18 protein-coding genes are annotated in these 18,271 nt (G+C 70.8%); 9 read left to right on the plus strand and 9 right to left on the minus strand.

Features of this window, described 5'->3' with window-relative positions; translation table 11 throughout:
- The first annotated feature begins 62 nt into the window (after positions 1 to 62).
- Positions 63 to 998, plus strand: a complete 936-nt coding sequence (locus VH969_RS01995) for a bifunctional helix-turn-helix transcriptional regulator/GNAT family N-acetyltransferase (protein WP_331969371.1) — start codon at positions 63 to 65, stop codon at positions 996 to 998.
- On the opposite strand, the gene VH969_RS02000 is transcribed toward VH969_RS01995, so the two are convergent.
- Positions 995 to 1,573, minus strand: a complete 579-nt coding sequence (locus tag VH969_RS02000) for a peroxidase-related enzyme (RefSeq protein WP_331969374.1) — start codon at positions 1,571 to 1,573, stop codon at positions 995 to 997. The genes VH969_RS01995 and VH969_RS02000 overlap by 4 nt on opposite strands.
- A gap of 277 nt (positions 1,574 to 1,850) precedes the next feature.
- Here VH969_RS02000 and VH969_RS02005 point away from each other — a divergent pair, with 277 nt between their 5' ends.
- Positions 1,851 to 2,207: a YciI family protein gene (locus VH969_RS02005; RefSeq protein ID WP_331969377.1), complete on the plus strand. Its 357-nt coding sequence runs from the start codon at positions 1,851 to 1,853 to the stop codon at positions 2,205 to 2,207.
- 146 nt (positions 2,208 to 2,353) lie between these two features.
- Entirely contained in the window at positions 2,354 to 3,547 is a 1,194-nt protein-coding gene (locus tag VH969_RS02010; protein WP_331969380.1) for an RNA polymerase sigma factor, read from the plus strand.
- Between the two features lie 174 nt (positions 3,548 to 3,721).
- Here VH969_RS02010 and VH969_RS02015 read toward each other — a convergent pair whose 3' ends face one another.
- The 8 genes from VH969_RS02015 to VH969_RS02050 all read right to left on the minus strand — a co-directional run bounded on the left by VH969_RS02015 (position 3,722) and on the right by VH969_RS02050 (position 12,424).
- Complete coding sequence (locus tag VH969_RS02015) at positions 3,722 to 3,940, minus strand: hypothetical protein (RefSeq protein ID WP_331969383.1); 219 nt, start codon at positions 3,938 to 3,940, stop codon at positions 3,722 to 3,724.
- 127 nt (positions 3,941 to 4,067) lie between these two features.
- Entirely contained in the window at positions 4,068 to 5,891 is a 1,824-nt protein-coding gene (locus VH969_RS02020) for a phosphoenolpyruvate carboxykinase (GTP) (protein WP_331969386.1), read from the minus strand.
- Positions 5,892 to 6,216: 325 nt separating this feature from the next.
- Positions 6,217 to 6,999: a hypothetical protein gene (locus VH969_RS02025; protein ID WP_331969389.1), complete on the minus strand. Its 783-nt coding sequence runs from the start codon at positions 6,997 to 6,999 to the stop codon at positions 6,217 to 6,219.
- A gap of 83 nt (positions 7,000 to 7,082) precedes the next feature.
- Positions 7,083 to 8,948: a dynamin family protein gene (locus VH969_RS02030; RefSeq protein WP_331969392.1), complete on the minus strand. Its 1,866-nt coding sequence runs from the start codon at positions 8,946 to 8,948 to the stop codon at positions 7,083 to 7,085.
- Positions 8,945 to 9,439 (minus strand): nucleotide exchange factor GrpE, encoded by a 495-nt coding sequence (locus tag VH969_RS02035; protein ID WP_331969395.1) that lies wholly within the window; start codon positions 9,437 to 9,439, stop codon positions 8,945 to 8,947. Before VH969_RS02035 ends, VH969_RS02030 begins: the two co-directional genes overlap by 4 nt.
- An 8-nt stretch (positions 9,440 to 9,447) precedes the next feature.
- Positions 9,448 to 11,091 carry a dynamin family protein gene (locus tag VH969_RS02040; protein WP_331969398.1) on the minus strand — a complete coding sequence of 548 codons (1,644 nt, stop codon included), beginning with the start codon at positions 11,089 to 11,091 and terminating at the stop codon, positions 9,448 to 9,450.
- Positions 11,076 to 11,504: a GntR family transcriptional regulator gene (locus VH969_RS02045; RefSeq protein ID WP_331969401.1), complete on the minus strand. Its 429-nt coding sequence runs from the start codon at positions 11,502 to 11,504 to the stop codon at positions 11,076 to 11,078. Before VH969_RS02045 ends, VH969_RS02040 begins: the two co-directional genes overlap by 16 nt.
- Positions 11,501 to 12,424 carry a hypothetical protein gene (locus VH969_RS02050; RefSeq protein ID WP_331969403.1) on the minus strand — a complete coding sequence of 308 codons (924 nt, stop codon included), beginning with the start codon at positions 12,422 to 12,424 and terminating at the stop codon, positions 11,501 to 11,503. Before VH969_RS02050 ends, VH969_RS02045 begins: the two co-directional genes overlap by 4 nt.
- Positions 12,425 to 12,578: 154 nt before the next feature.
- Here VH969_RS02050 and VH969_RS02055 point away from each other — a divergent pair, with 154 nt between their 5' ends.
- The 6 genes from VH969_RS02055 (at position 12,579) to trmB (ending at position 18,210) form a co-directional block, all read left to right on the plus strand.
- Complete coding sequence (locus VH969_RS02055) at positions 12,579 to 13,739, plus strand: sensor histidine kinase (RefSeq protein ID WP_422653108.1); 1,161 nt, start codon at positions 12,579 to 12,581, stop codon at positions 13,737 to 13,739.
- Between the two features lie 45 nt (positions 13,740 to 13,784).
- Positions 13,785 to 14,441, plus strand: a complete 657-nt coding sequence (locus VH969_RS02060; RefSeq protein ID WP_331969455.1) for a response regulator — start codon at positions 13,785 to 13,787, stop codon at positions 14,439 to 14,441.
- A 300-nt stretch (positions 14,442 to 14,741) separates the two neighbouring features.
- Entirely contained in the window at positions 14,742 to 15,707 is a 966-nt protein-coding gene (locus VH969_RS02065; RefSeq protein ID WP_331969405.1) for an ABC transporter ATP-binding protein, read from the plus strand.
- 4 nt (positions 15,708 to 15,711) lie between these two features.
- The gene (locus VH969_RS02070; RefSeq protein WP_331969408.1) at positions 15,712 to 16,473 is read left to right on the plus strand and encodes an ABC transporter permease; all 762 of its coding nucleotides are present in this window, start codon (positions 15,712 to 15,714) and stop codon (positions 16,471 to 16,473) included.
- 518 nt (positions 16,474 to 16,991) lie between these two features.
- Positions 16,992 to 17,489, plus strand: a complete 498-nt coding sequence (locus tag VH969_RS02075; RefSeq protein WP_331969410.1) for a hypothetical protein — start codon at positions 16,992 to 16,994, stop codon at positions 17,487 to 17,489.
- A gap of 76 nt (positions 17,490 to 17,565) precedes the next feature.
- Positions 17,566 to 18,210 (plus strand): tRNA (guanosine(46)-N7)-methyltransferase TrmB, encoded by a 645-nt coding sequence (trmB, locus tag VH969_RS02080; RefSeq protein ID WP_331969458.1) that lies wholly within the window; start codon positions 17,566 to 17,568, stop codon positions 18,208 to 18,210.
- Positions 18,211 to 18,271: the final 61 nt, after the last annotated feature.

The following is an 18,271-nucleotide window of genomic DNA, read 5'->3' on the forward strand; positions in this document are numbered from 1 at the left end:
GCCGTCGCGACATATGCTTGCCTCAGTCAAGCAATTGTTTCACGGGAAACGAGGCAGCTCCGATGCCCACAGTTGTGCCGGTAGAGCGTATTTCTTCCGTTCGGGCGTTCAACCGGAGCTACACGAAGTTCCTCGGCGCGCTCAACGGACACCTCCTCAGTACCCCGTATTCATTGACCGAAGCAAGGGTTCTTTTCGAGCTGGGGCAACGCGACGAGACCGAGGTGTCCGAGCTGCGCCGGGTCATCGGACTGGACGCGGGGTACCTGAGCCGGCTCCTGGGGAAGTTCGAGGAGAGCGGGCTGCTTCGGCGGGAGAAGTCGCCGTCGGACGCGCGGCGGCAGCTGATCCGGTTGACCACGAAGGGCCGGGATACGTTCCGGGTGCTGGACACCAAGTCGGTGGCGCAGATCCGCGCGCTGCTCGGTGACCTCACCGACGAGGAGCAGCGGCGGCTCGTCGACGCGATGGACATGATCCGCCGCCGGCTGGCCAGTGCGGAAGCGCGGCCGGAGGTCGAGCTGCGCGCGCCGGGCGCCGGCGACTTCGGCTGGGTGATCGAGCGCAACGGCGCGCTGTACGCGCAGGAGCACGGGTGGGACTCGTCGTACGAGGGGCTCGTGGCGCGGATCGTGGCGGGTTACCTGGACGGGCACGACCCGGAGCGCGAGGCGGCGTGGATCGCGGACCTGCACGGGGAGCGGGTCGGCGCGGTCTTCTGCGTGCGCAAGGACGACGAGACGGCGAAGTTGCGGCTGTTGCACGTGGAACCGAGCGCGCGGGGCGCGGGCGTGGGCACGGTGCTGGTCGACGAGTGCGTCCGGTTCGCGCGGGCGGCCGGCTACCGGGCGATCGAGCTGTGGACGGTGTCGGTGCTCGCCCCGGCACGGCGGATCTACCAGCGAGCGGGGTTCGAGCTCGTCGAGGAGGACACGGCGGACCGGTTCGGGCACCGCCTTACCGGGCAGACGTGGCGACTCTCGCTGGACCGCGGCTAGCCGCGCGGGAGGCGGCCCATCAGGTAGAACTCGTCGTTCGGGCGCAGCGCGGTGAGGTGTGCGATCCGGTTGGAGAGCGCGAAGAGCGAGGTGATCGCGCCGACGTCCCAGATCTCCTCGTCGGTGAGGCCGGCGTCGCGGGCGGAGTCGAGGTCGTCGGAGCTGAACGTGGCCGGGTCGACGGCGAGGGCGAGCGCGAGGTCGACGATGGCGCGCTCGCGCTCGGTGAGCTCGACGGTCCACGGGTTGGTGGCGACGCGGTCGGCGATCTGCGCGTCCTTGGCGCGGATGCGGAGGATCGCGCCGTGGGCGACGACGCAGTACGTGCAGCTGTTGGCGCCGGACGTGGCGACGACGACGAGCTCGCGCTCCGCCTTGCTGAGTCCGGAGTCCCGCTCCATGACCGCGTCGTGGTAGTCCATGAACGCACGCAGCTCGGCGGGCCGGTGCCCGAGCGCGCGGAAGACGTTGGGCACGAACCCGGACTTGTCCGCGACGGCCGCGACCCGCTCGCGAAGATCCTCGGGAAGGTCCTCGAGCTCGACGACGGGGAACCTGCTCACATCCTCGGCCACGGCACCCACGCTACCTGCCACCCCACCCGCTGCTCACACACGCGCTGCTCCGCGAGCGGCTCCTCGCGCGCACGCGCGCGTACCCGTGGATGGCCGCCCTCTCCGGGGGCACCCCTCAGGACCAAGCCTATCGGGAGTCGCTGACGGATTGGGGTTGTCGTGGCTGGCTGTGGACAGGTTGGGCGGTTGTGGACAAGTCTGGGTTTCGTTTGCGGATGGTGTCGATTTTTCGTCGGGGTGGCCGTCTAGGGGGCACCTACGACACTGAGGAGGACGGATGCCCAAGTTCGTCGGGTTCCTGCGGGGGACCGAGGACGCGCAGGCCGACCTGAGCCCGGACGAGGCGCAGCGCACGCTCGAGCGGTACATCCAGTGGAGCGACGATCTGGAGAAGGCCGGCAACCCGCCCGAGGGCGGCGGGCTGTCGTATCGCGGCCGGGTCGTGCGCCGCGGCGGTGGCGGGCTGGACGTGACCGACGGGCCGTTCGTCGAGGGGACCGAGATCCTCGGCGGGTTCATCTCCGTCGAGGCCACCGATCTCGACGAGGCGGAGAAGATCTTCTCGAGCCATCCGCACCTGGACTTCGGCTCGATCGAGGTTCGCAAGATCGGCGAGCAGGGGTGCGAGCCCTGATAGCCGGCGCCGGCCGTCCTCCCGCCGCCGAGCCAGGCGTGCGGGAGGACAGGGCATCTGAGGACACGCCGCGGACGGACAAGCCCCGAACGGACACGGAGCGGCAGGCCGGAGCGGCGGTTGGTACGGGGCAGTCTCGGGTCGTCGTGGAGCAGCTCTTCCGGCACAGTGCGGGGCGCATCGTCGCCACGCTGGCCCGGGTGCTCGGGCCCGCTCGGCTCGATGTCGCCGAGGAGGCCTTGCAGGAGGCGATGCTCCGGGCGCTGCAGCGCTGGCCCTACGCCGGCGTGCCCGACAATCCGGCCGGGTGGCTCTTTCGGGTTGCGCGGAACACCGCCGTCGATCTCGTTCGGCATGACGACGTCGTGCGGGCCAAGCTGCCGCTGCTCGTTCCCGCCGAGGAAGCCGGTGAGCGGCACGGGGACGACGAGCTCGCGCTCATGTTCCTCTGCTGCCACCCCGGTCTGCCACTCGCCTCGCAGGTGGTGCTCACGCTGAAGACCGTCGGCGGGCTCGGCGCCGACGAGATCGGGGCCGCCCTGCTGGCCAAGCCGGCCACCGTCGCGCAGCGGCTGGTGCGGGCCAAGCGATGGCTGCGCGACAACCCCGTCCCGCTCGAGGTCGATCCGTCCCGGTTGGACAGCGTGCTCTCCGTGCTGTACCTGCTGTTCGACGCCGGGTACGACGCGTCCGAAGGGGACAGTGCGGTACGGGCCGAGCTCTGCGGCGAGGCCATCCGGCTCTGCCGGCTCCTCTGCGCGGACAAGCGGACCGACCTGCCGCGCACCCGTGCGCTCCTCGCCCTCATGCTGCTGCAGGCCAGCCGGCTGCGGGCCCGGACCGACCCCCACGGCGACATCCTCCTGCTGTCCGATCAGGACCGCGGCCGCTGGGACCGGGCCATGATCGCCGAGGGGACAAGGATCTTCGGCTCCGCATGCACCGGGGACGAGCGCTCCGCCTTCCACATCGAGGCGGCCATCGCGCTCTGCCATGCCATGGCGCCCGATGTCGAGCGCACCGACTGGGCACAGGTCGTTGCCCTTTACGACGACCTGCTCGACCTCAGGCCCTCGCCCGTCGCCGCGCTCAACCGGGCCATCGGCGCCGCCATGGCCGGGGACCTCGACCACGCCGAGCTCGGGCGCCTCGAAAACGAACCCGCCCTACGCGACTACCACCTGCTGCCCGCCGCTCTCGGCGCGCTCTGGCTCCGGGCCGGCGAGCCCGGCCGCGCCGCCGGCTACTACCGCCAGGCGCTCACCAAGCAGACCTCCGCGCCCACCCGCCGGTTCCTCGAACGACAGCTCGACCGGTGCGCGAACCGCCCGGCCGGGTGATCCACGAACACGTGCTCATCGCTGTGGACAACGAGGGCACGGGTCGGTGCACCCGGCATGACCGGCACCTTGCCGGCGCGTTGGCTACCGGTTCTTCGGAAGGCACGGTCCCCACAGGCTGTGCACAGCTGTGTCCACAGGCTGTGGACAAATCCGGTGGACAACCGCGTACGACTAGAAGGCGGCACCCATCCGGTGATGCTCGGCCAGGTGATCTCCCACGATCAGCAGGCACGCAACGCAACGCGTCCCGCTGTGGGAGTTCGTGACCTTGTCGATCGGGACGCTGTGCGTGCACGCCGCCTCGACGAAGCTCGCCGGCCGCCGGTCGCTGGTGAACGCGTGCACCCGGTCGTCGTATCGGGACAGCTGCCAGATCCACTTGTCGCACATGGCCGACCTCCCCGCGATCCGGCGCCACGTTCCGTACAGAGGCGGCACCGTCCGTGAACCATGATGCAACCTGCAGAAATCGAGGGGACCACCCGCAGTGGGTGATCCCCTCGATCGTTGTCGAATCTCAGCCGAGTCGCTGCTTGAGCACCTCGAGCTCGGCCCGCAGCACGGTCGGCAGCTTCTCGCCGATCTTGTCGAACCACTCCTCGATCATCGGCACCTCGGCCCGCCACTCGTCCACGTCGACCTGCAGCGCGGCGTCGATCGCATCGCGCTGGTCCTCGATCCCGGTCAGGTCGAGGTCGGCGGCGCCCGGCACGTAGCCGATCGGGGTCTCGGTGGCCGCGGCCTTGCCCTCGATGCGCTCGATGGCCCACTTCAGGACGCGTGAGTTCTCGCCGAAGCCCGGCCACAGGAACTTCTTGTTCTCGTCGCGGCGGAACCAGTTCACGTAGAAGATCTTCGGCAGCTTGTCCGCGTCGGCCCGCTTGCCGGTGTCGATCCAGTGCTGGAAGTAGTCAGCCGCGTGGTAGCCGATGAACGGCAGCATCGCCATCGGGTCGCGGCGGACGACGCCGACCTTGCCCTTGGCCGCGGCCGTGGTCTCCGACGACAGGGTGGCGCCCATGAACGTGCCGTGCTGCCAGTCGCGCGACTCCGTGACCAGCGGGATCGTGTTGGCGCGCCGGCCGCCGAAGAAGATCGCCGAGATCGGCACGCCCTGGGGGTCGTCCCACTCCGGCGCGAGGATCGGGCACTGCGCCATCGGCGTGCAGTACCGCGAGTTCGGGTGCGAGGACAGCTCGTCCGAATCCGGCGTCCAGTCCTGCTTCTTCCACGAGGTCAGGTGCGCCGGCGGCGCACCCATGCCCTCCCACCAGATGTCGCCGTCGTCGGTGAGGGCGACGTTGGTGAACAGGGAGTTGCCACGGTCGATCGTGCGCATCGCGTTCGGGTTGGTGTGCCAGTCGGTGCCCGGGGCGACGCCGAAGAAGCCGGCCTCCGGGTTGACCGCGTACAGCCGGCCGTCCTCGCCGAACCGCATCCAGGCGATGTCGTCGCCGAGCGTCTCGACCTTCCAGCCCGGGATCGTGGGCTCGAGCATCGCGAGGTTGGTCTTGCCGCACGCGCTCGGGAACGCCGCCGCGACGTAGTAGACCTTCTGCTCGGGGGAGATCAGCTTGAGGATCAGCATGTGCTCCGCGAGCCAGCCCTCGTCCCGGCCGATGACCGAAGCGATCCGCAGCGAGTAGCACTTCTTGCCGAGCAGGGCGTTGCCGCCGTAGCCCGAGCCGTAGCTCCAGATCTCGCGCGTCTCCGGGAAGTGGCTGATGTACTTCGTCTCGTTGCACGGCCAGGCCACATCCTGCTCACCGGGCTCGAGCGGCTTGCCGACCGAGTGCAGGCACGGCACGAAGTCGCGCTCGTTGCCATCGTCGTCGAAGAACTTGTCGAGCACCCGGGTGCCCATACGGGTCATGATCTTCATCGAGACGACCACGTAGGCCGAGTCGGTGAGCTCGACGCCGAGCATCGGCTTGTCGGCGGCCAGCGGACCCATGCAGAAGGGGATCACGTACATGGTCCGGCCGCGCATCGAGCCGCGGTACAGCTCGGTCATGGTCGACTTCATCTCGGCCGGGTCCGTCCAGTTGTTGGTCGGACCGGCGTCCGCGGGGTCGGTGGAGCAGATGAACGTCCGCTCCTCGACCCGGGCCACGTCGTCGGGGTCGGAGGCCGCCCAGAAGGAGTTCGGCTTCGCTGTCAGGCGCGTGAAGGTGCCGGCCTCGACCAGCTCGTCGGTAAGCCGGGTCCACTCCTCCTCGGAACCGTCGACCCAGACCACCTCGTCCGGCGTGGTCAGCTCAGCCACCTCACGAACCCATGACAGGAGCCGCTGGTGCGTCGTCGGTGCGTTGTCCACACCCGGGATTGCCACTGCCGTCATCTCGTCTCGTCTCCTGACTGACGCCGAAAAGTCGTAGGACGCCGTCGTCCAATGATCTTGGACATCGGCGTCCTGAAAGAACGGCGAACGCCCCGCCCGGGGCTCGGACGGGTTTGCCGCGTTGGGATGTAAAGAGGTTAACCAGATGAGCGGCAGCTAACCGAGTCCGAACCTGTCGGCTCCCTCACAAGACCGATTCGGGAATCGATTCAGCACACAATCGTACGAGTGTGCCTGCACACATGGCCCCCATGAAGATCGATCCCGGCCACCCGCAGGCGCCGGGATCCATCGTTGTTCAGATGTGACGGGAAGCGGTTTCAGGTCAGCGCTCTGCCCACACCGCGTCCGAGCCGGCACCCGAGTCGGCGCCGGTGGTCGAGCCGCCACCGTCCGAGGTGTACGTACCGTCCGGGTTGATGTGGCCCTCCTCGGTGACGGTCCACTGGTCGTCGCCGGAGTGCTCGGCGACCGTCACGTCGCCGTCGGCCTCGATCACCACTGCCTGGTCGGCGCTGCCGTCGTTGTTGGTGTCGGTGAACGCGTAGGTGGTGCCGTCGGTGTCGGTGACGACCGCCGTGTCGTTCCTGCCGTCGCCGTCGGTGTCGTAGGTGGCCGGGCCGGCGTCGACGTCCTCGCCCGGCATGTCGACGGTGATGTCGCCGCCACCGGCCGAGCCGTCCGTGGTGTCCGTGTCCGTGGTATCCGTGGTGTCGGAGGTTTCGGAGGTGTCGGTCGCGTCCGTGGAGCCGGAGTCGGACGCGTCCCCCGCGTCGTCCGCGCCGTCGCCGGTCGGGGTCGGCAGTGAGTCGACGCTCTCCGCGCGCCACTCGCCGGTCGACGCGTCGTACTCCGCCCCCGCGATCGGGTTCCCCTGGTCGTCGTACTGCACGGCCACGTCCGCGGTACCGTCACCGTCCGTGTCCGCGTACGCGATGTAGCCGTCCTCGGCCTGCACGACCGCCGTGTCGTTCGCCCCGTCCTGGTCGAGGTCGTAGTTCTCCTCGACCTCGTAGTCCTGGCCGTCGACCTCGACGGTCAGCTCGTCCTGACCTGCGGTGCCGGTGTCAGTGGTCGTGGTGTCGTCGGTCGAGGTGTCGTCGTCCACGTACACGGGGTGCCCCCTCTATGGGAAGTCCTGATGCGTTGTTGCGCCACTATGACTGACCGTGGGCCCGTCCGGTTCCCGGGTCAGGCGCGATCCCGGACCGAGCGGATGCTGGCGAGGAGCTTCTCCGCACGCTCGCGTCCGGTCGTCACCTCGCTCAGGCGCTTGTTTACCACGCCCAGCCGCTTCGAGCGCTCGGAAACGTCGAGTCGTAGTGCCTTGTCGACCTCGCGGAGCTCCTCCTCGATGCCCGCGATGCGCTTGCCGAGTGCCTCGTCGAGCGCGAGCGCCAGCTGGGACTCCGCCTCGATCAGCTGCTCGGACACCAGTTGATCCAATGTGGACCGCGCGTCGGCGATCGACTCGCTCAGCCACTGCTTCATGTGCTGCTTGTCCGCGGTGTGCTTGCGGGTGCGCTGCAGCCACCAGCCCGCGCCCAGGCCGACGACGACGACGGGGGCCAGCGCGATCAGGCTCGCCCCGACGCTCGCGCCGGCGCCGACCGCGCCGATACCGGGGAGGAACCGCGCGACCATCGAACCGGCGCCGAGGCCACCGGTCGCGCCGGTGAACACGAGCAGCTTGTCCTCGGTCGTCGGCTGGCGCTTCTCCGGCGGGCGCAGCACGACCGGCGGGTGGCCGGCCCGCGCGAACTGCGCGCGGATCATCGTCAGCTCCTCGGCGGAGAAGAGGTCCGACAGCACGATCTCGGCGACCCGGTTCAGCCGGGCGTTCACCGACGCCCCGATCCGCCCGGACACCATCTGCATGGCGGCGTCGACCTGGGCGGGCAGCGTGGGCAGCACGTCCCGGTCGGCCGCGTCGATGGCCTGCCGGAACCACGACTGCATGTCGCGCATCTGGCGGGCCACCTCATGGGTGTTCTCCAGCCGGGCACGCTGGATCTCGCTGCGCATCCGGACCTGCCAGCCCTTGGTGGACGAGCGCCGCTCGCCGGTCAGCTCCTCCTTGCGCGCCCGCAGCGACTCGGCCTCCTCCTCGCCGGTGGACAGCGCGCGCCGCTCGGCGTCGAGCTTGACGTGCAGCTCGCCGAGCACGGTGGCCAGGGCGCGCATCGTGTTGGCCTCGGTCAGCATGATCGACCGGCCGACGAGCAGGTTCTCCAGGGCGGTGCGCAGGCCGTCGACGCCGGAGCGCTCGCGCAGCATGGCCGCGGCCTCGGCGTTGGGTGCCTTGCCAGCCATCTCGTACATCCGAGCGGACACCGGGTGGAACGTGGCGCCGGCGAACCGCGGCGCGTGCTCGGCGAGCAGCGCCTGGTCGGCCTCGAGCACCTGCCGCCAGCCGCGGTACTGGTCCACTTTGGACAACGCGAACACGATGGTCTCGACGCGCTCGCCCACGCTGGCGAGGAAGTTCAGCTCGCCCATCGTGAACGGCGCCGACGCGTCGACGACGAACAGCAGTGCGGTGGCCGTCGCGGCGGCCTCGGCGGCGAGCTCGCCGTGCACGGAGTCCAGCCCGCCGACACCCGGAGTGTCCACGATGGACAGCTTGTCGAGCAGCTCGACCGGGCCGTCCACCTCGACGTAGCGCGGTGGCAGCTCGCCGGCGGGCAGCTGGTGCGCGGCGGACACCCAGTGGACGAGCTCGTTCAGGTCCACCGGGACGGGCGCGAGCTGGCCCGGGTAGCAGGCGCGCGCCTGCCACGTCTCGGCGTGGCCGAACACGAGGTAGGTCGCGGTGGCCACGTCGGCGTCCACAGGAGACAGTCCGGGCGCCGCGAGCAGTGCGTTGACCAGCGAGCTCTTGCCGCGGTTGGTCTCCCCGACGACGACCGCGGACGGCTTGGCCTTGCGCTTGGCCCGGATCTCCTCGACCCACTTCGCCGCGTCCTCGTCCGACTCGCGCAGCACGCCGAGCAGCTGTTCGCGGGCCTGCGCCACCTGCTTCGGCAGCGAGAACTTGGGCTTCGCCGGAGCGCTCATTGCGCCGCCTTGCTGTAGACCGTGACGATCGGCGCCCGCAGGATCTCGCCGCGGTCGGAGAAGCCCACCACCTCGGTCTCGGCGACGAGCCCGTCGAGTGCCTCGTCGGTGGTCGACACCGTGCCGCCCGCCTCGTGGAACGCCGGGTCGAAGCGGACGCCGTCCGGCCGCAGCGCCGTGACGCCGACACCGGCCAGGCCCTCCTCGAGCCGCTCGGCGACGCCCGCGCTGCGCGCCCGGTCCAGCGCGTAGAGGCACAGCTGTACCAGCGACTTCCGCTCCGCGAGCGCCTGGTCGAGGCCCGGGTTCCCCGGCTGCGGTGGCACCTCGGGGACGAAGTCGCCCCCGCTCACCAGGCCGTCCGCCGCGATCCCCGCCCGCGGTGCGCGGGCCGCGTCCGCGATCACAGACGCCTTGACCTCGATGGTGGAGTCCTCGATCGTCTCCGCGGTGGTCGCGCCGTCCTTGTCGCGCTTGAACCAGGAAGCCATTTGCCCACTCACCCCGCTTGCTCGCGAAGTTGCTGCCAGATCAGGAAGTATGCGCGATGCACGACGTGCGCGACCCGGCTTTGCGCGGGTGTGGCACCGAACGACGCGAACGAGCGCCACCAGCCGGCCCGCTCGAGGGCGTAGGCGGACAGCTCCTTGTGCGGGCGGCCCTTGAGGCCCAGCTGCTCGCCGATGTCCGCGGTACTGCCGACCCGCAGCACCTCCTCGGCGAGATCCTCGGGCATCGCGACCGCGCCGGACGTGACCAGCGTCAGCGCCTCGAGCAGCCGTAGCTGGTGCGCCTCGGGCTTGGCGAGCAGCACCTCGATGGCGTCGTGCACTCGCTGCCGCTCGCCCGGGTCGCCGGACGCGTGCGCGAGCGCGGTGACCGACGCGAGCGCGGCCGCGGCCTTGATGCCGTCGGCCCGCGCGCGGAACACGGCGTCGAGCCGGGAGCGCACGTCGGCGAGCCCCGAGGCGTTGAGCAGCGTGCGGCGCAGCGAACCGGCGGTGAGCTCCGGGTCGGCCCGCAGCGCGTCGACGGCGACGCGGACGCCGTACAGGTCGAGCTTCTCCAGCAGCCGGGTCCGCGTGCCGGCCGGGACCTCGCACTCCCAGGTGGCGAAGATGTCCGCGGACATCAGCATCGTCTCCCAGGTCGCGTCGTCCAGTTTGGACAGCGAGCGCAGCGCGTCGGCGTCGGCGGAGGTGAACCCGCCGGACTCGGCCGACTCGGCGATCAGCCCGATGACCGGGATGACGTCGGCGACCCGCGGCTTGAGGGTGGCCGCCTGCTTCTCGGCGAGGAGGCTCGCGGCCTTCCACACGTCGCCGTCCGAGCCGCTGACCGACTCCGGGGTGATCGTGTCCGCCTTGTTCAGCACGGCGATCGCGTTCACCGGCCCGGCCTCGCGGCTCGCGGTGGCGGCGGTGAACGCGGCGAGCGCCTGCTGGTCGTCGGCGCGCACGCCCTGGGTCACGACGTAGAGCACGGCCTCGGCGCCGGCGACCGCGTTGCGCGACGTGGGGTCGAGCTCGTCGCCGTCCTTCTCGCCGTCCTTCTCGCTGTCCCCGCCGTCCGCGTCGTCGGGCTTGCGGTGCTTGGCGGCGCCGAGGAGCCGCTCGGTGCGCTTGACCGAGGCGTCGTCGAGCGAGCCGAGGCCCGGGGTGTCGATCACCGTGAGGTCGCGCAGCACGGCGTTGGTGAGGTAGGCCTCCAGGTGCGACACCTTGTCGAAGTCGACCTCGAGGTCGTTCGGGATCATGCCGCTCGGGTCGAACGGCAGCACCTGCTTGCGGCCGTCGGTGAACACGAGCTCCACGCGGTCGACCGTGCCGTACTGGAAGCGGGTGACGAGCCGCGTGCACTCGCCGACGTCGGTAGGCGCGACCCGGCGGCCGATCAGCGCGTTCACGAGCGTCGACTTGCCCGACTTGATCCGGCCGGCGACGGCCACCTGCAGCGGGGCGGACAGCCGGCGCAGCACCTCGCGGAACCCGGCGGCCGTGCGAGCGGACACCTGCGGCTGCAGGCGGGTGCACAGGTTGGCGACGGCGGCCGACAACGGACCGGCGAGATGCTGCTGCTCGGTGGCCGTCGTCAACGCGTCACTCCCTTCGAGGGTGGGTTCACCCCTCACGAATCGTGCCATGACGGCCCGGCCACCGGCGGACGGTCGGGCACATCGCCGGGCCAGGCGGCGAGCACCGCGTCGGCGGCCGTGCGCGGGTCCGCACCGAGCGCCGCGGCCCGTGCGGCGTAGTCGGCCGCGAGGTCGCCGAGCGGGTCGGCCACCGGCTGGGCGGGGACGGCCGCGACGACCGTGCCGGCCCGCCGCGCGGTACGCAGCACGCCCGCGGCCTCGAGCTCGCGGTAGACCCGGGCGACGGTGCCCGCGGCGAGGCCGAGGTCGCCGGCGAGCTGGCGGATGGCCGGCAGCCTGGTGCCCACCGGCAGCGCGCCGGTTCGCACCAGGTGCACGAGCTGGTCGCGCACCTGGCGCCACGGCGCGACGCCGTTCTCCGGGTCGACGACGATGCGGGGCGGCGTCACCTCACGGGTCACCCGACGTGCGCGAGGGACTTGCGGCTCGGCATCGCGAGCCACAGCCAGCAGACGATCGCGCCGACCAGGGTGGCGAAGCCGACGATCTCGACCGTCTGGTGCAGGCCTTCGGTGAGCCAGCCGGGCCGAGCCGGCGCGCGGTAAGCGTCGCTCACGCCCTGCAGGAACACCAGGCGCCGCTGGCCGTCGTTGACCAGGCCGGCGAGCAGGATGAACCCGATGCCGATCGCGACCCGGGCCGTCCGGGTCCGCAGCGCGCGGTCGACCTCGGCGTCGGCCCCCGACGGGCGGCGCACCGCGAGGAACACGAGCACGCCGAGCACCACCAGGCAGACCACGACGCCGCCGAGGGTGAGCCAGCCGGTCGGGTGGACCAGGTCCGCGCGTGGATCGATCTCCCCGGCCTCGAGGTCGGACTTCGACGGCGGTGGGTACCCGGCCGCGTACCGGTCCGCCCACGGCTGCGCGGCGAGCCCCATGACGACGAGGGTGACGGCCCACGCGGTGAGCACCGCGGTCACCACCACCGCCCACGTCGGCACCAGGTCGCGCCAGCCGCGGCGGTCGAGCGAGGCGACGCGCACGCCGCGCACCGGGCGCAGAACCGCGATCAGCTCGGCGATCAGCATGGCGGCGATCAGCGGCACGAGGATGTTGCTGCCCGGCGGGTTCGCGCCGTTCGGCGGCGGCCAGATCACGGCCACGACCGCGGGCACGATCGCGAACAGCACGACGTAGAGGATCCGGCGCTGCCGCAGGTACCGGACGGCCTCGGCGATCTGCTGCGCGGTGGGCTCGGCGCTGCCCCACCTCTGCAGCAAGCGCTTGCCGCTGTAGCGGGTCGGCCACATCAGCATCAGCAGCAGCGCCGCCGCGCCGGCCGAGAACAGCAGAGTGCTCAGCACCCAGTGGGAGTCCACGCCGCACCTCTTTGTATCGAATGTTTGATACAAAGCTAGCGAACGACGTCCCGGCCGGGTCAACCTCCGGAAGTAGGAACCGTGCGACCTGCGCCTGACGACGGGTGACGGCGGGGCTGCATACGCTTCGTCCGTGCGCCGGTTCAGCCTGTGGATGAAGGCACACCCGATGGTCGGGGACAGCCTGCTCGCCGGGCTGCTCGCGTGCTTCGACCTGTTGATCTTCATCGCGCAGTCGGCGGTGGACAACCCGCAGATGCGGCCGCCGCCGTGGTTCGTGACGATCCCGATCATCCTGGCCGTGGTCGCGCCGCTGGTCTTCCGCCGCAGGTACCCGGTCGTCGCCGCCTACGCCACGATGCTGTTCGGCATCCCGCACTCCGCGCTGCAGCTCGGGGCCGCGAGCCTGCTGTCCACCTGCATCGCCCTCTACACGCTGGTCGCCTACGTCGGGCGCAAGCCGGCCGCGCTGTACGCGGTGGTCGGCGTCGTGCTCACGGCCGTGCAGGTGACCCTCCAGGACGACTCGCTGCAGCTGTGGCTGATCACGGTGACGTTCTCGACGCTCGCGCTCGCGTTGTGCTGGGCGGTCGGCGAGTTCGTCGGCGCGCGGCGGGCCTACCAGGACGAGGTCGAGCAGCGGCTCAAGCTGCTCGAGGTCGAGCGGGACCACCAGGCGCGCATGGCGGTGGCGGCCGAGCGCGCCCGGATCGCGCGCGAGCTGCACGACGTGGTCGCGCACGCGGTCAGCGTGATCGTCGTGCAGGCCGACGGCGCCGCGTACGCCGTGCACTCCCAGCCCGAGCTCGCGGAGCGGGCGGTCCAGACCATCTCCGCCACCGGCCGCGAGGCGCTGACCGAGCTGCGCCGGCTGCTGGGCGTGCTGCGCAGCGAGGAGGCGTCCGGCGAGCGGACCCCGCAGCCGGGCACGCAGTCGCTGTCCGAGCTCGCCGAGCGGGTGCGCGCGGTCGGCCTGCCGGTACGGCTGGAGATCGTCGGCAACGTGGACGACCTGCCGGCCGGGGTGGGGCTCGGCGTCTACCGGATCGTCCAGGAGGCGCTGACGAACTCGATCAAGCACGCCGGCCCGGGCACTGCGGCCGTGGTGCGGGTGGAGCGCGCGGGCGACGAGGTGCACCTCGACATCACCGACGACGGCCGGTCGAGCGCGCGCTCGCTGGTCGGGGTGTCCGGTGGCAACGGGCTGATCGGCATGCGCGAGCGGGCGCTGGTGTTCGGCGGCTCGCTCGACGCGGGCCCGCGGGCGGACGGCGGCTGGCGGGTGCGCGCCCGGTTGCCCCTCGCGGCCGACTGAAACCACCTGGCCGGGACAAGTAGGTTGAGCCGCATGGCGGGGGACATGATCAAGGTGTTGCTGGTCGACGACCAGGAGCTGATGCGCGTCGGGTTCCGGATGGTGCTCGGCGCGCAGGAGGACATGGCGATCGTGGGCGAGGCGAGCAACGGCATGGAGGCCGTGGACCTCGCCGGCGAGCTGCGGCCCGACGTGGTGCTGATGGACGTGCGGATGCCCGTGCTGGACGGGGTCGAGGCCACCAAGCAGATCACCGGGCAGGGCTTCGCCAAGGTGCTCGTGATGACGACGTTCGACCTCGACGAGTACGCGCTGTCCGCGTTGCGCAACGGGGCGAGCGGGTTCCTGCTCAAGGACACGCCGTCGGTGCAGCTGGTGTCCGCGCTGCGGGCGGTGGCGAGCGGCGACGCGGTGGTCTCGCCGAGCGTGACGAGACGGTTGCTGGACCGGTTCCTCGGCGCGGCGGGCGGCGAGCTGCGCGACGCGTCCGTTTTGGACGTGCTGACCGACCGCGAGCGCGAGGTACTGCTGCTGATCGCACAGGGACTGTCCAACACGGAGATCGCGCGCAAGCTCTACCTCTCCGAGGCCACCGTCAAGACGCACGTCGGGCGCGTGCTGTCCAAACTGGAGCTCCGGGACCGGGTGCAGGCGGTCGTGCTCGCGTACGAGACGGGCCTCGTGCGGCCCGGTGAACACTGAGCCGCGAACGCCGAACGGTGAACACCGAGAAGTGAACATCGAGGAAAGCCAGGGGAAAGACCGCGGAAACTCCTGAGAGTTCACTCAGCCGCGATGCGCGAGACTCCGGCCGGAACCCCTACTTCGGGGGTGCGTGAATCAGGGTCGGACTCAGGGTCGTAACGGATACACCAGCCTTTTGGTTGATGGACGCTACTCCCACAAGTTGACCTGAACTGGCGACCGCAGGTGGACGTGCGAGGTCGTCTCGGGGGACCACGATGAGCGGCATGGGGAATCCGAACTACCAGGGAGAGACCAATGATTGAGGCAGTGGGCCTCAGCAAGCGGTACGGGAGGACGGTCGCGGTCGACGACCTGTCCTTCACCGTCCAGGCCGGTCGGGTCACCGGCTTCCTCGGTCCGAACGGGGCCGGCAAGTCGACCACGATGCGGATGATTCTGGGCCTGGACGCGCCGACTGCGGGGAGCGTGCGCATCGACGGCAAGCGTTACCAGGAACTGCACCAGCCGCTGCGCATGGTCGGCGCGCTGCTCGACGCGAAGTGGGTGCACCCCAACCGCTCGGCACGCGCTCACCTGAGGTGGCTGGCCAAGTCCAACAAGCTGCCCGTCAAGCGGGTCGACGAGGTGCTCGAGATCGTGGGCCTGACGAACGTCGCGAACCGCCGGGCGGGCGGGTTCTCGCTCGGCATGTCCCAGCGGCTCGGCATCGCGGCCGCGCTGCTCGGCGACCCGCAGGTGCTGCGGTTCGACGAGCCGGTGAACGGGCTGGACCCGGAGGGCATCCTGTGGATCCGCCGGTTCATGCACCGGCTGGCCGACGAGGGCCGGACCGTGTTCGTGTCCAGCCACCTGCTGTCGGAGATGGCGCTGACCGCGCAGGAGCTCGTGGTGATCGGCCGCGGCAGGCTTATCGCGCAGTGCAGCACCGAGGAGTTCGTCGCGCAGGCGACCGAGAGCACGGTCCGGGTGCGCAGCCCGCACCTCGCGCTGCTCCGGTCCGCGCTGGGCCAGGAGGGGGCGACCCTGCGGGACGAGGGCGAGAGTCTCGTCGTGTCCGGAATGGACAGCGCGGCCATCGGTGAGCTCGCGGCCGCCAAGGGCGCGGTGCTGCACGAGCTGAGCCCGCAGCGCGGCTCGCTGGAGGAGGCGTTCATCCAGCTGACCGGCGACTCCGTGGAGTACCACGCCGCCGTCGCGAACGACCCCGCCGCCCAGGCCGCCGCGGCCACCGCCGATCTCATGACCGCCGGGAAGAAGTGAACCGATGACTCTGCTCGCAGTTGAACGCATCAAGCTCTTCACCACTCGCTCGCCGATGTGGTGCACGCTGGTGGCCCTCGTGGTCACCGTCGGGTTCGCCGCGCTGATCGCCGGCGTCGACAGCGAAAGCCCGGTCACGATCGCCTCGACCCAGTTCGGCTACGGCTTCGGGCTCGTCGTGATCATGGTGATGGCGACGCTCGCGATCACCACGGAGTACCGCTTCGGCACGATCAAGGCCACGTTCCAGGCGATCCCGAACCGGACCGCGACGCTGCTGGCCAAGACCACGGTCGTGGCACTGTTCGCCGGCCTGATCGGCGAGGTCGTGGCCTTCGGCTCGGTAGGCGTCTCGAAGCTGATCAAGTCGGGTGCCGACCTCAGCATCAACACGGCGTTCGAGTGGCGCGCCACGGCCGGCGTCGGGCTGGTCTACGCGGCGGCCGCGGTGATCGCGGTGGCGGTCGGCATCCTGGTCCGCCACTCGGCCGGTGCCGTATCGCTGGTCCTCGTGTACTCGCAGGTCGTCGAGAGTCTCGTCGCGCTGATCCCCAAGGTCGGCGACGACATCCAGAAGTGGATGCCGTTCTACGTCGCCAACAAGTTCCTGACCGGCGACCCGGACGCGACCGGCCGCGCGATCACGGACGGCCCGCCGCCCTCGGACGCGGTGCTGAGCCCGTGGTGGTCGCTCGCCTACTTCGTCGGCTTCGCACTCGTGCTGCTCGGGATCGCGATCTACTCCGCGAACAAGCGAGACGCCTGACCCATACCGGACCGACGCCGCCGACCGCCGGCGAGAAGCGATACGGGGACGCAGACCGGCGTGGGCGGCAGCCAGGGGGAAGAGCCCGGGTCACCTTTCGGGGGGTGGCCCGGGCTCTACGCTGCGTGCTCCATTCGGATGAAAACGGCCGCTGAGCACCTGAAATGTCGCGAAGAGGTAACGGGGGGCCATCTGAGACCGATGGGTGAGGTGGACGGGGCCACGTCTTGTACACCCAACAGTGTTGTTAAGACCACGTTAAGTCACTGTGACCCTGGCCACAGGGAGCGGACAGCGTGGCTGGTCGAAGAGTCATATCGACGGTGAGCAGTCGCGATTTTGCGCCGACTCCACACGTGGGCGTCCCAGGAGGTGCACTTGTGACGGTGGTTGACACCGGCCCGTTTTCCGAAGCCGTGACCGCGGCTGAGCAACGACGCTCGTCCAACCAATCGTCGATTTCCCCGCCGACGTCAACGCCGACGTCACCTGCCGCCGGGAGCCTGCACGTCGAGCCCATGATCGGGCTCGCGTGGTCGCAGGCCATCGAGCAGTGGGGTGGCGAGGACGCGACAGTGCCCGCCCAGGCCCGGCGCTCGTGGTTGCATCGCGCGCCGGAGCAGCAGGTGGTGGCCCTGTATCGGACCACCCGGGAGGCCGACCCGGACACGCCCGCGCCGTGGTGGCTGCGGGCGCTCGCGGACGGCACGCTGGACACCCGCGCCGACGGCTTCGCCGTCGAGGACCGGGTGGCGAGCCTGCTGTCCATGCGTTCGGGGTGGGTCTACGTGCCGTGGAACACCGACGGCGACTCCGGCTACTGGGAGTTCGTCCCCTCCGAGCGCACGCTCGCCGAGCCGGGCGTGCCGACCACGCTGATGCTGACCGACCGCCACCCGGGCTGGATCGACGTCTACCGCGTGCACGCCGGCGCACCCCCGGCCCCGGTCGCCATGCGTGGGCTCGCCGACCTGCGCGCGAACCTCGCGCGGCTGGAGTCGCTGACGCCCGCCTAGAGTCGCGCGGGTGGACACGCCCCCCGACCTGAGCCGCCGCCGCACGGTGGTCAGCTTCGTCAACCGCGGCGGTCGCATGACCGTCGGCCAGACCCGTGCCTGGGACCGGCTGTGGCCGGTACTCGGCCGGGACGTCGCGGACCTGCCGCCCGGGCCGCTCGACGTCCCCGCGTGGTTCGGCCGCGAGGCGCCGGCGATGCTGGAGATCGGGCCCGGCATGGGCGAGACGACCGCGGCGCTGGCCAAGGCCGCGCCCGAGCTCAACTACCTGGCCGTCGACGTGTTCCAGGCCGGCCTCGCGCAGCTGATGATGCGCGTCGAGGCGGCCGGTCTCGAGAACCTGCGCCTGCTGCGCGGGGACGCGGTCGTGCTGCTGGAGCGGCACGTCGCGCCGGACTCGCTGCACGGCGTGCGGATCTTCTACCCGGACCCGTGGCCCAAGAAGAAGCACCACAAGCGCCGGCTCGTGCAACCCGGCTTCATGGCCCTGGTCGCCTCGCGGCTCGAGCCGGGCGGCCGGGTGCACCTGGCGACCGACTGGGCCGAGTACGCCGACCAGATGCTCGAGGTCTGCGCCGCCGAGCCGCTGCTGCGCAACGTGTACGCCGCGGCGCCGGGCGGCTGGGCACCGCGGCCGGACTGGCGGCCGCGCACCAAGTTCGAGAGCCGCGCCGAGGAGGAGGGGCGCGCGAGCCGCGACCTCATCTTCGAACGTGGGTGATAGTGCCCGGCTCGCCGTCCACCGTCCGTAGCTTCCCATTGGCGAAGCCACCCGACCAGGT

It is taken from the genome of Actinophytocola sp. (assembly GCF_036555685.1).
GTDB lineage: Bacteria > Actinomycetota > Actinomycetes > Mycobacteriales > Pseudonocardiaceae > Actinophytocola.

Bases quoted from the DNA above. Each gene is read 5' to 3' on its own strand.
- VH969_RS02035 (WP_331969395.1), bottom strand. From the start codon at position 9,439: ATGGCTTCCTGGTTCAAGCGCGACAAGGACGGCGCGACCACCGCGGAG.
- VH969_RS02030 (WP_331969392.1), bottom strand. From the start codon at position 8,948: ATGAGCGCTCCGGCGAAGCCCAAGTTCTCGCTGCCGAAGCAGGTGGCG.
- VH969_RS02065 (WP_331969405.1), top strand. From the start codon at position 14,742: ATGATTGAGGCAGTGGGCCTCAGCAAGCGGTACGGGAGGACGGTCGCG.
- trmB (WP_331969458.1), top strand. From the start codon at position 17,566: ATGACCGTCGGCCAGACCCGTGCCTGGGACCGGCTGTGGCCGGTACTC.
- VH969_RS02060 (WP_331969455.1), top strand. From the start codon at position 13,785: ATGATCAAGGTGTTGCTGGTCGACGACCAGGAGCTGATGCGCGTCGGG.
- VH969_RS02055 (WP_422653108.1), top strand. From the start codon at position 12,579: ATGAAGGCACACCCGATGGTCGGGGACAGCCTGCTCGCCGGGCTGCTC.
- VH969_RS02070 (WP_331969408.1), top strand. From the start codon at position 15,712: ATGACTCTGCTCGCAGTTGAACGCATCAAGCTCTTCACCACTCGCTCG.
- VH969_RS02075 (WP_331969410.1), top strand. From the start codon at position 16,992: ATGATCGGGCTCGCGTGGTCGCAGGCCATCGAGCAGTGGGGTGGCGAG.
- VH969_RS02015 (WP_331969383.1), bottom strand. From the start codon at position 3,940: ATGTGCGACAAGTGGATCTGGCAGCTGTCCCGATACGACGACCGGGTG.
- VH969_RS02040 (WP_331969398.1), bottom strand. From the start codon at position 11,091: ATGGCACGATTCGTGAGGGGTGAACCCACCCTCGAAGGGAGTGACGCG.
- VH969_RS01995 (WP_331969371.1), top strand. From the start codon at position 63: ATGCCCACAGTTGTGCCGGTAGAGCGTATTTCTTCCGTTCGGGCGTTC.
- VH969_RS02005 (WP_331969377.1), top strand. From the start codon at position 1,851: ATGCCCAAGTTCGTCGGGTTCCTGCGGGGGACCGAGGACGCGCAGGCC.
- VH969_RS02020 (WP_331969386.1), bottom strand. From the start codon at position 5,891: ATGACGGCAGTGGCAATCCCGGGTGTGGACAACGCACCGACGACGCAC.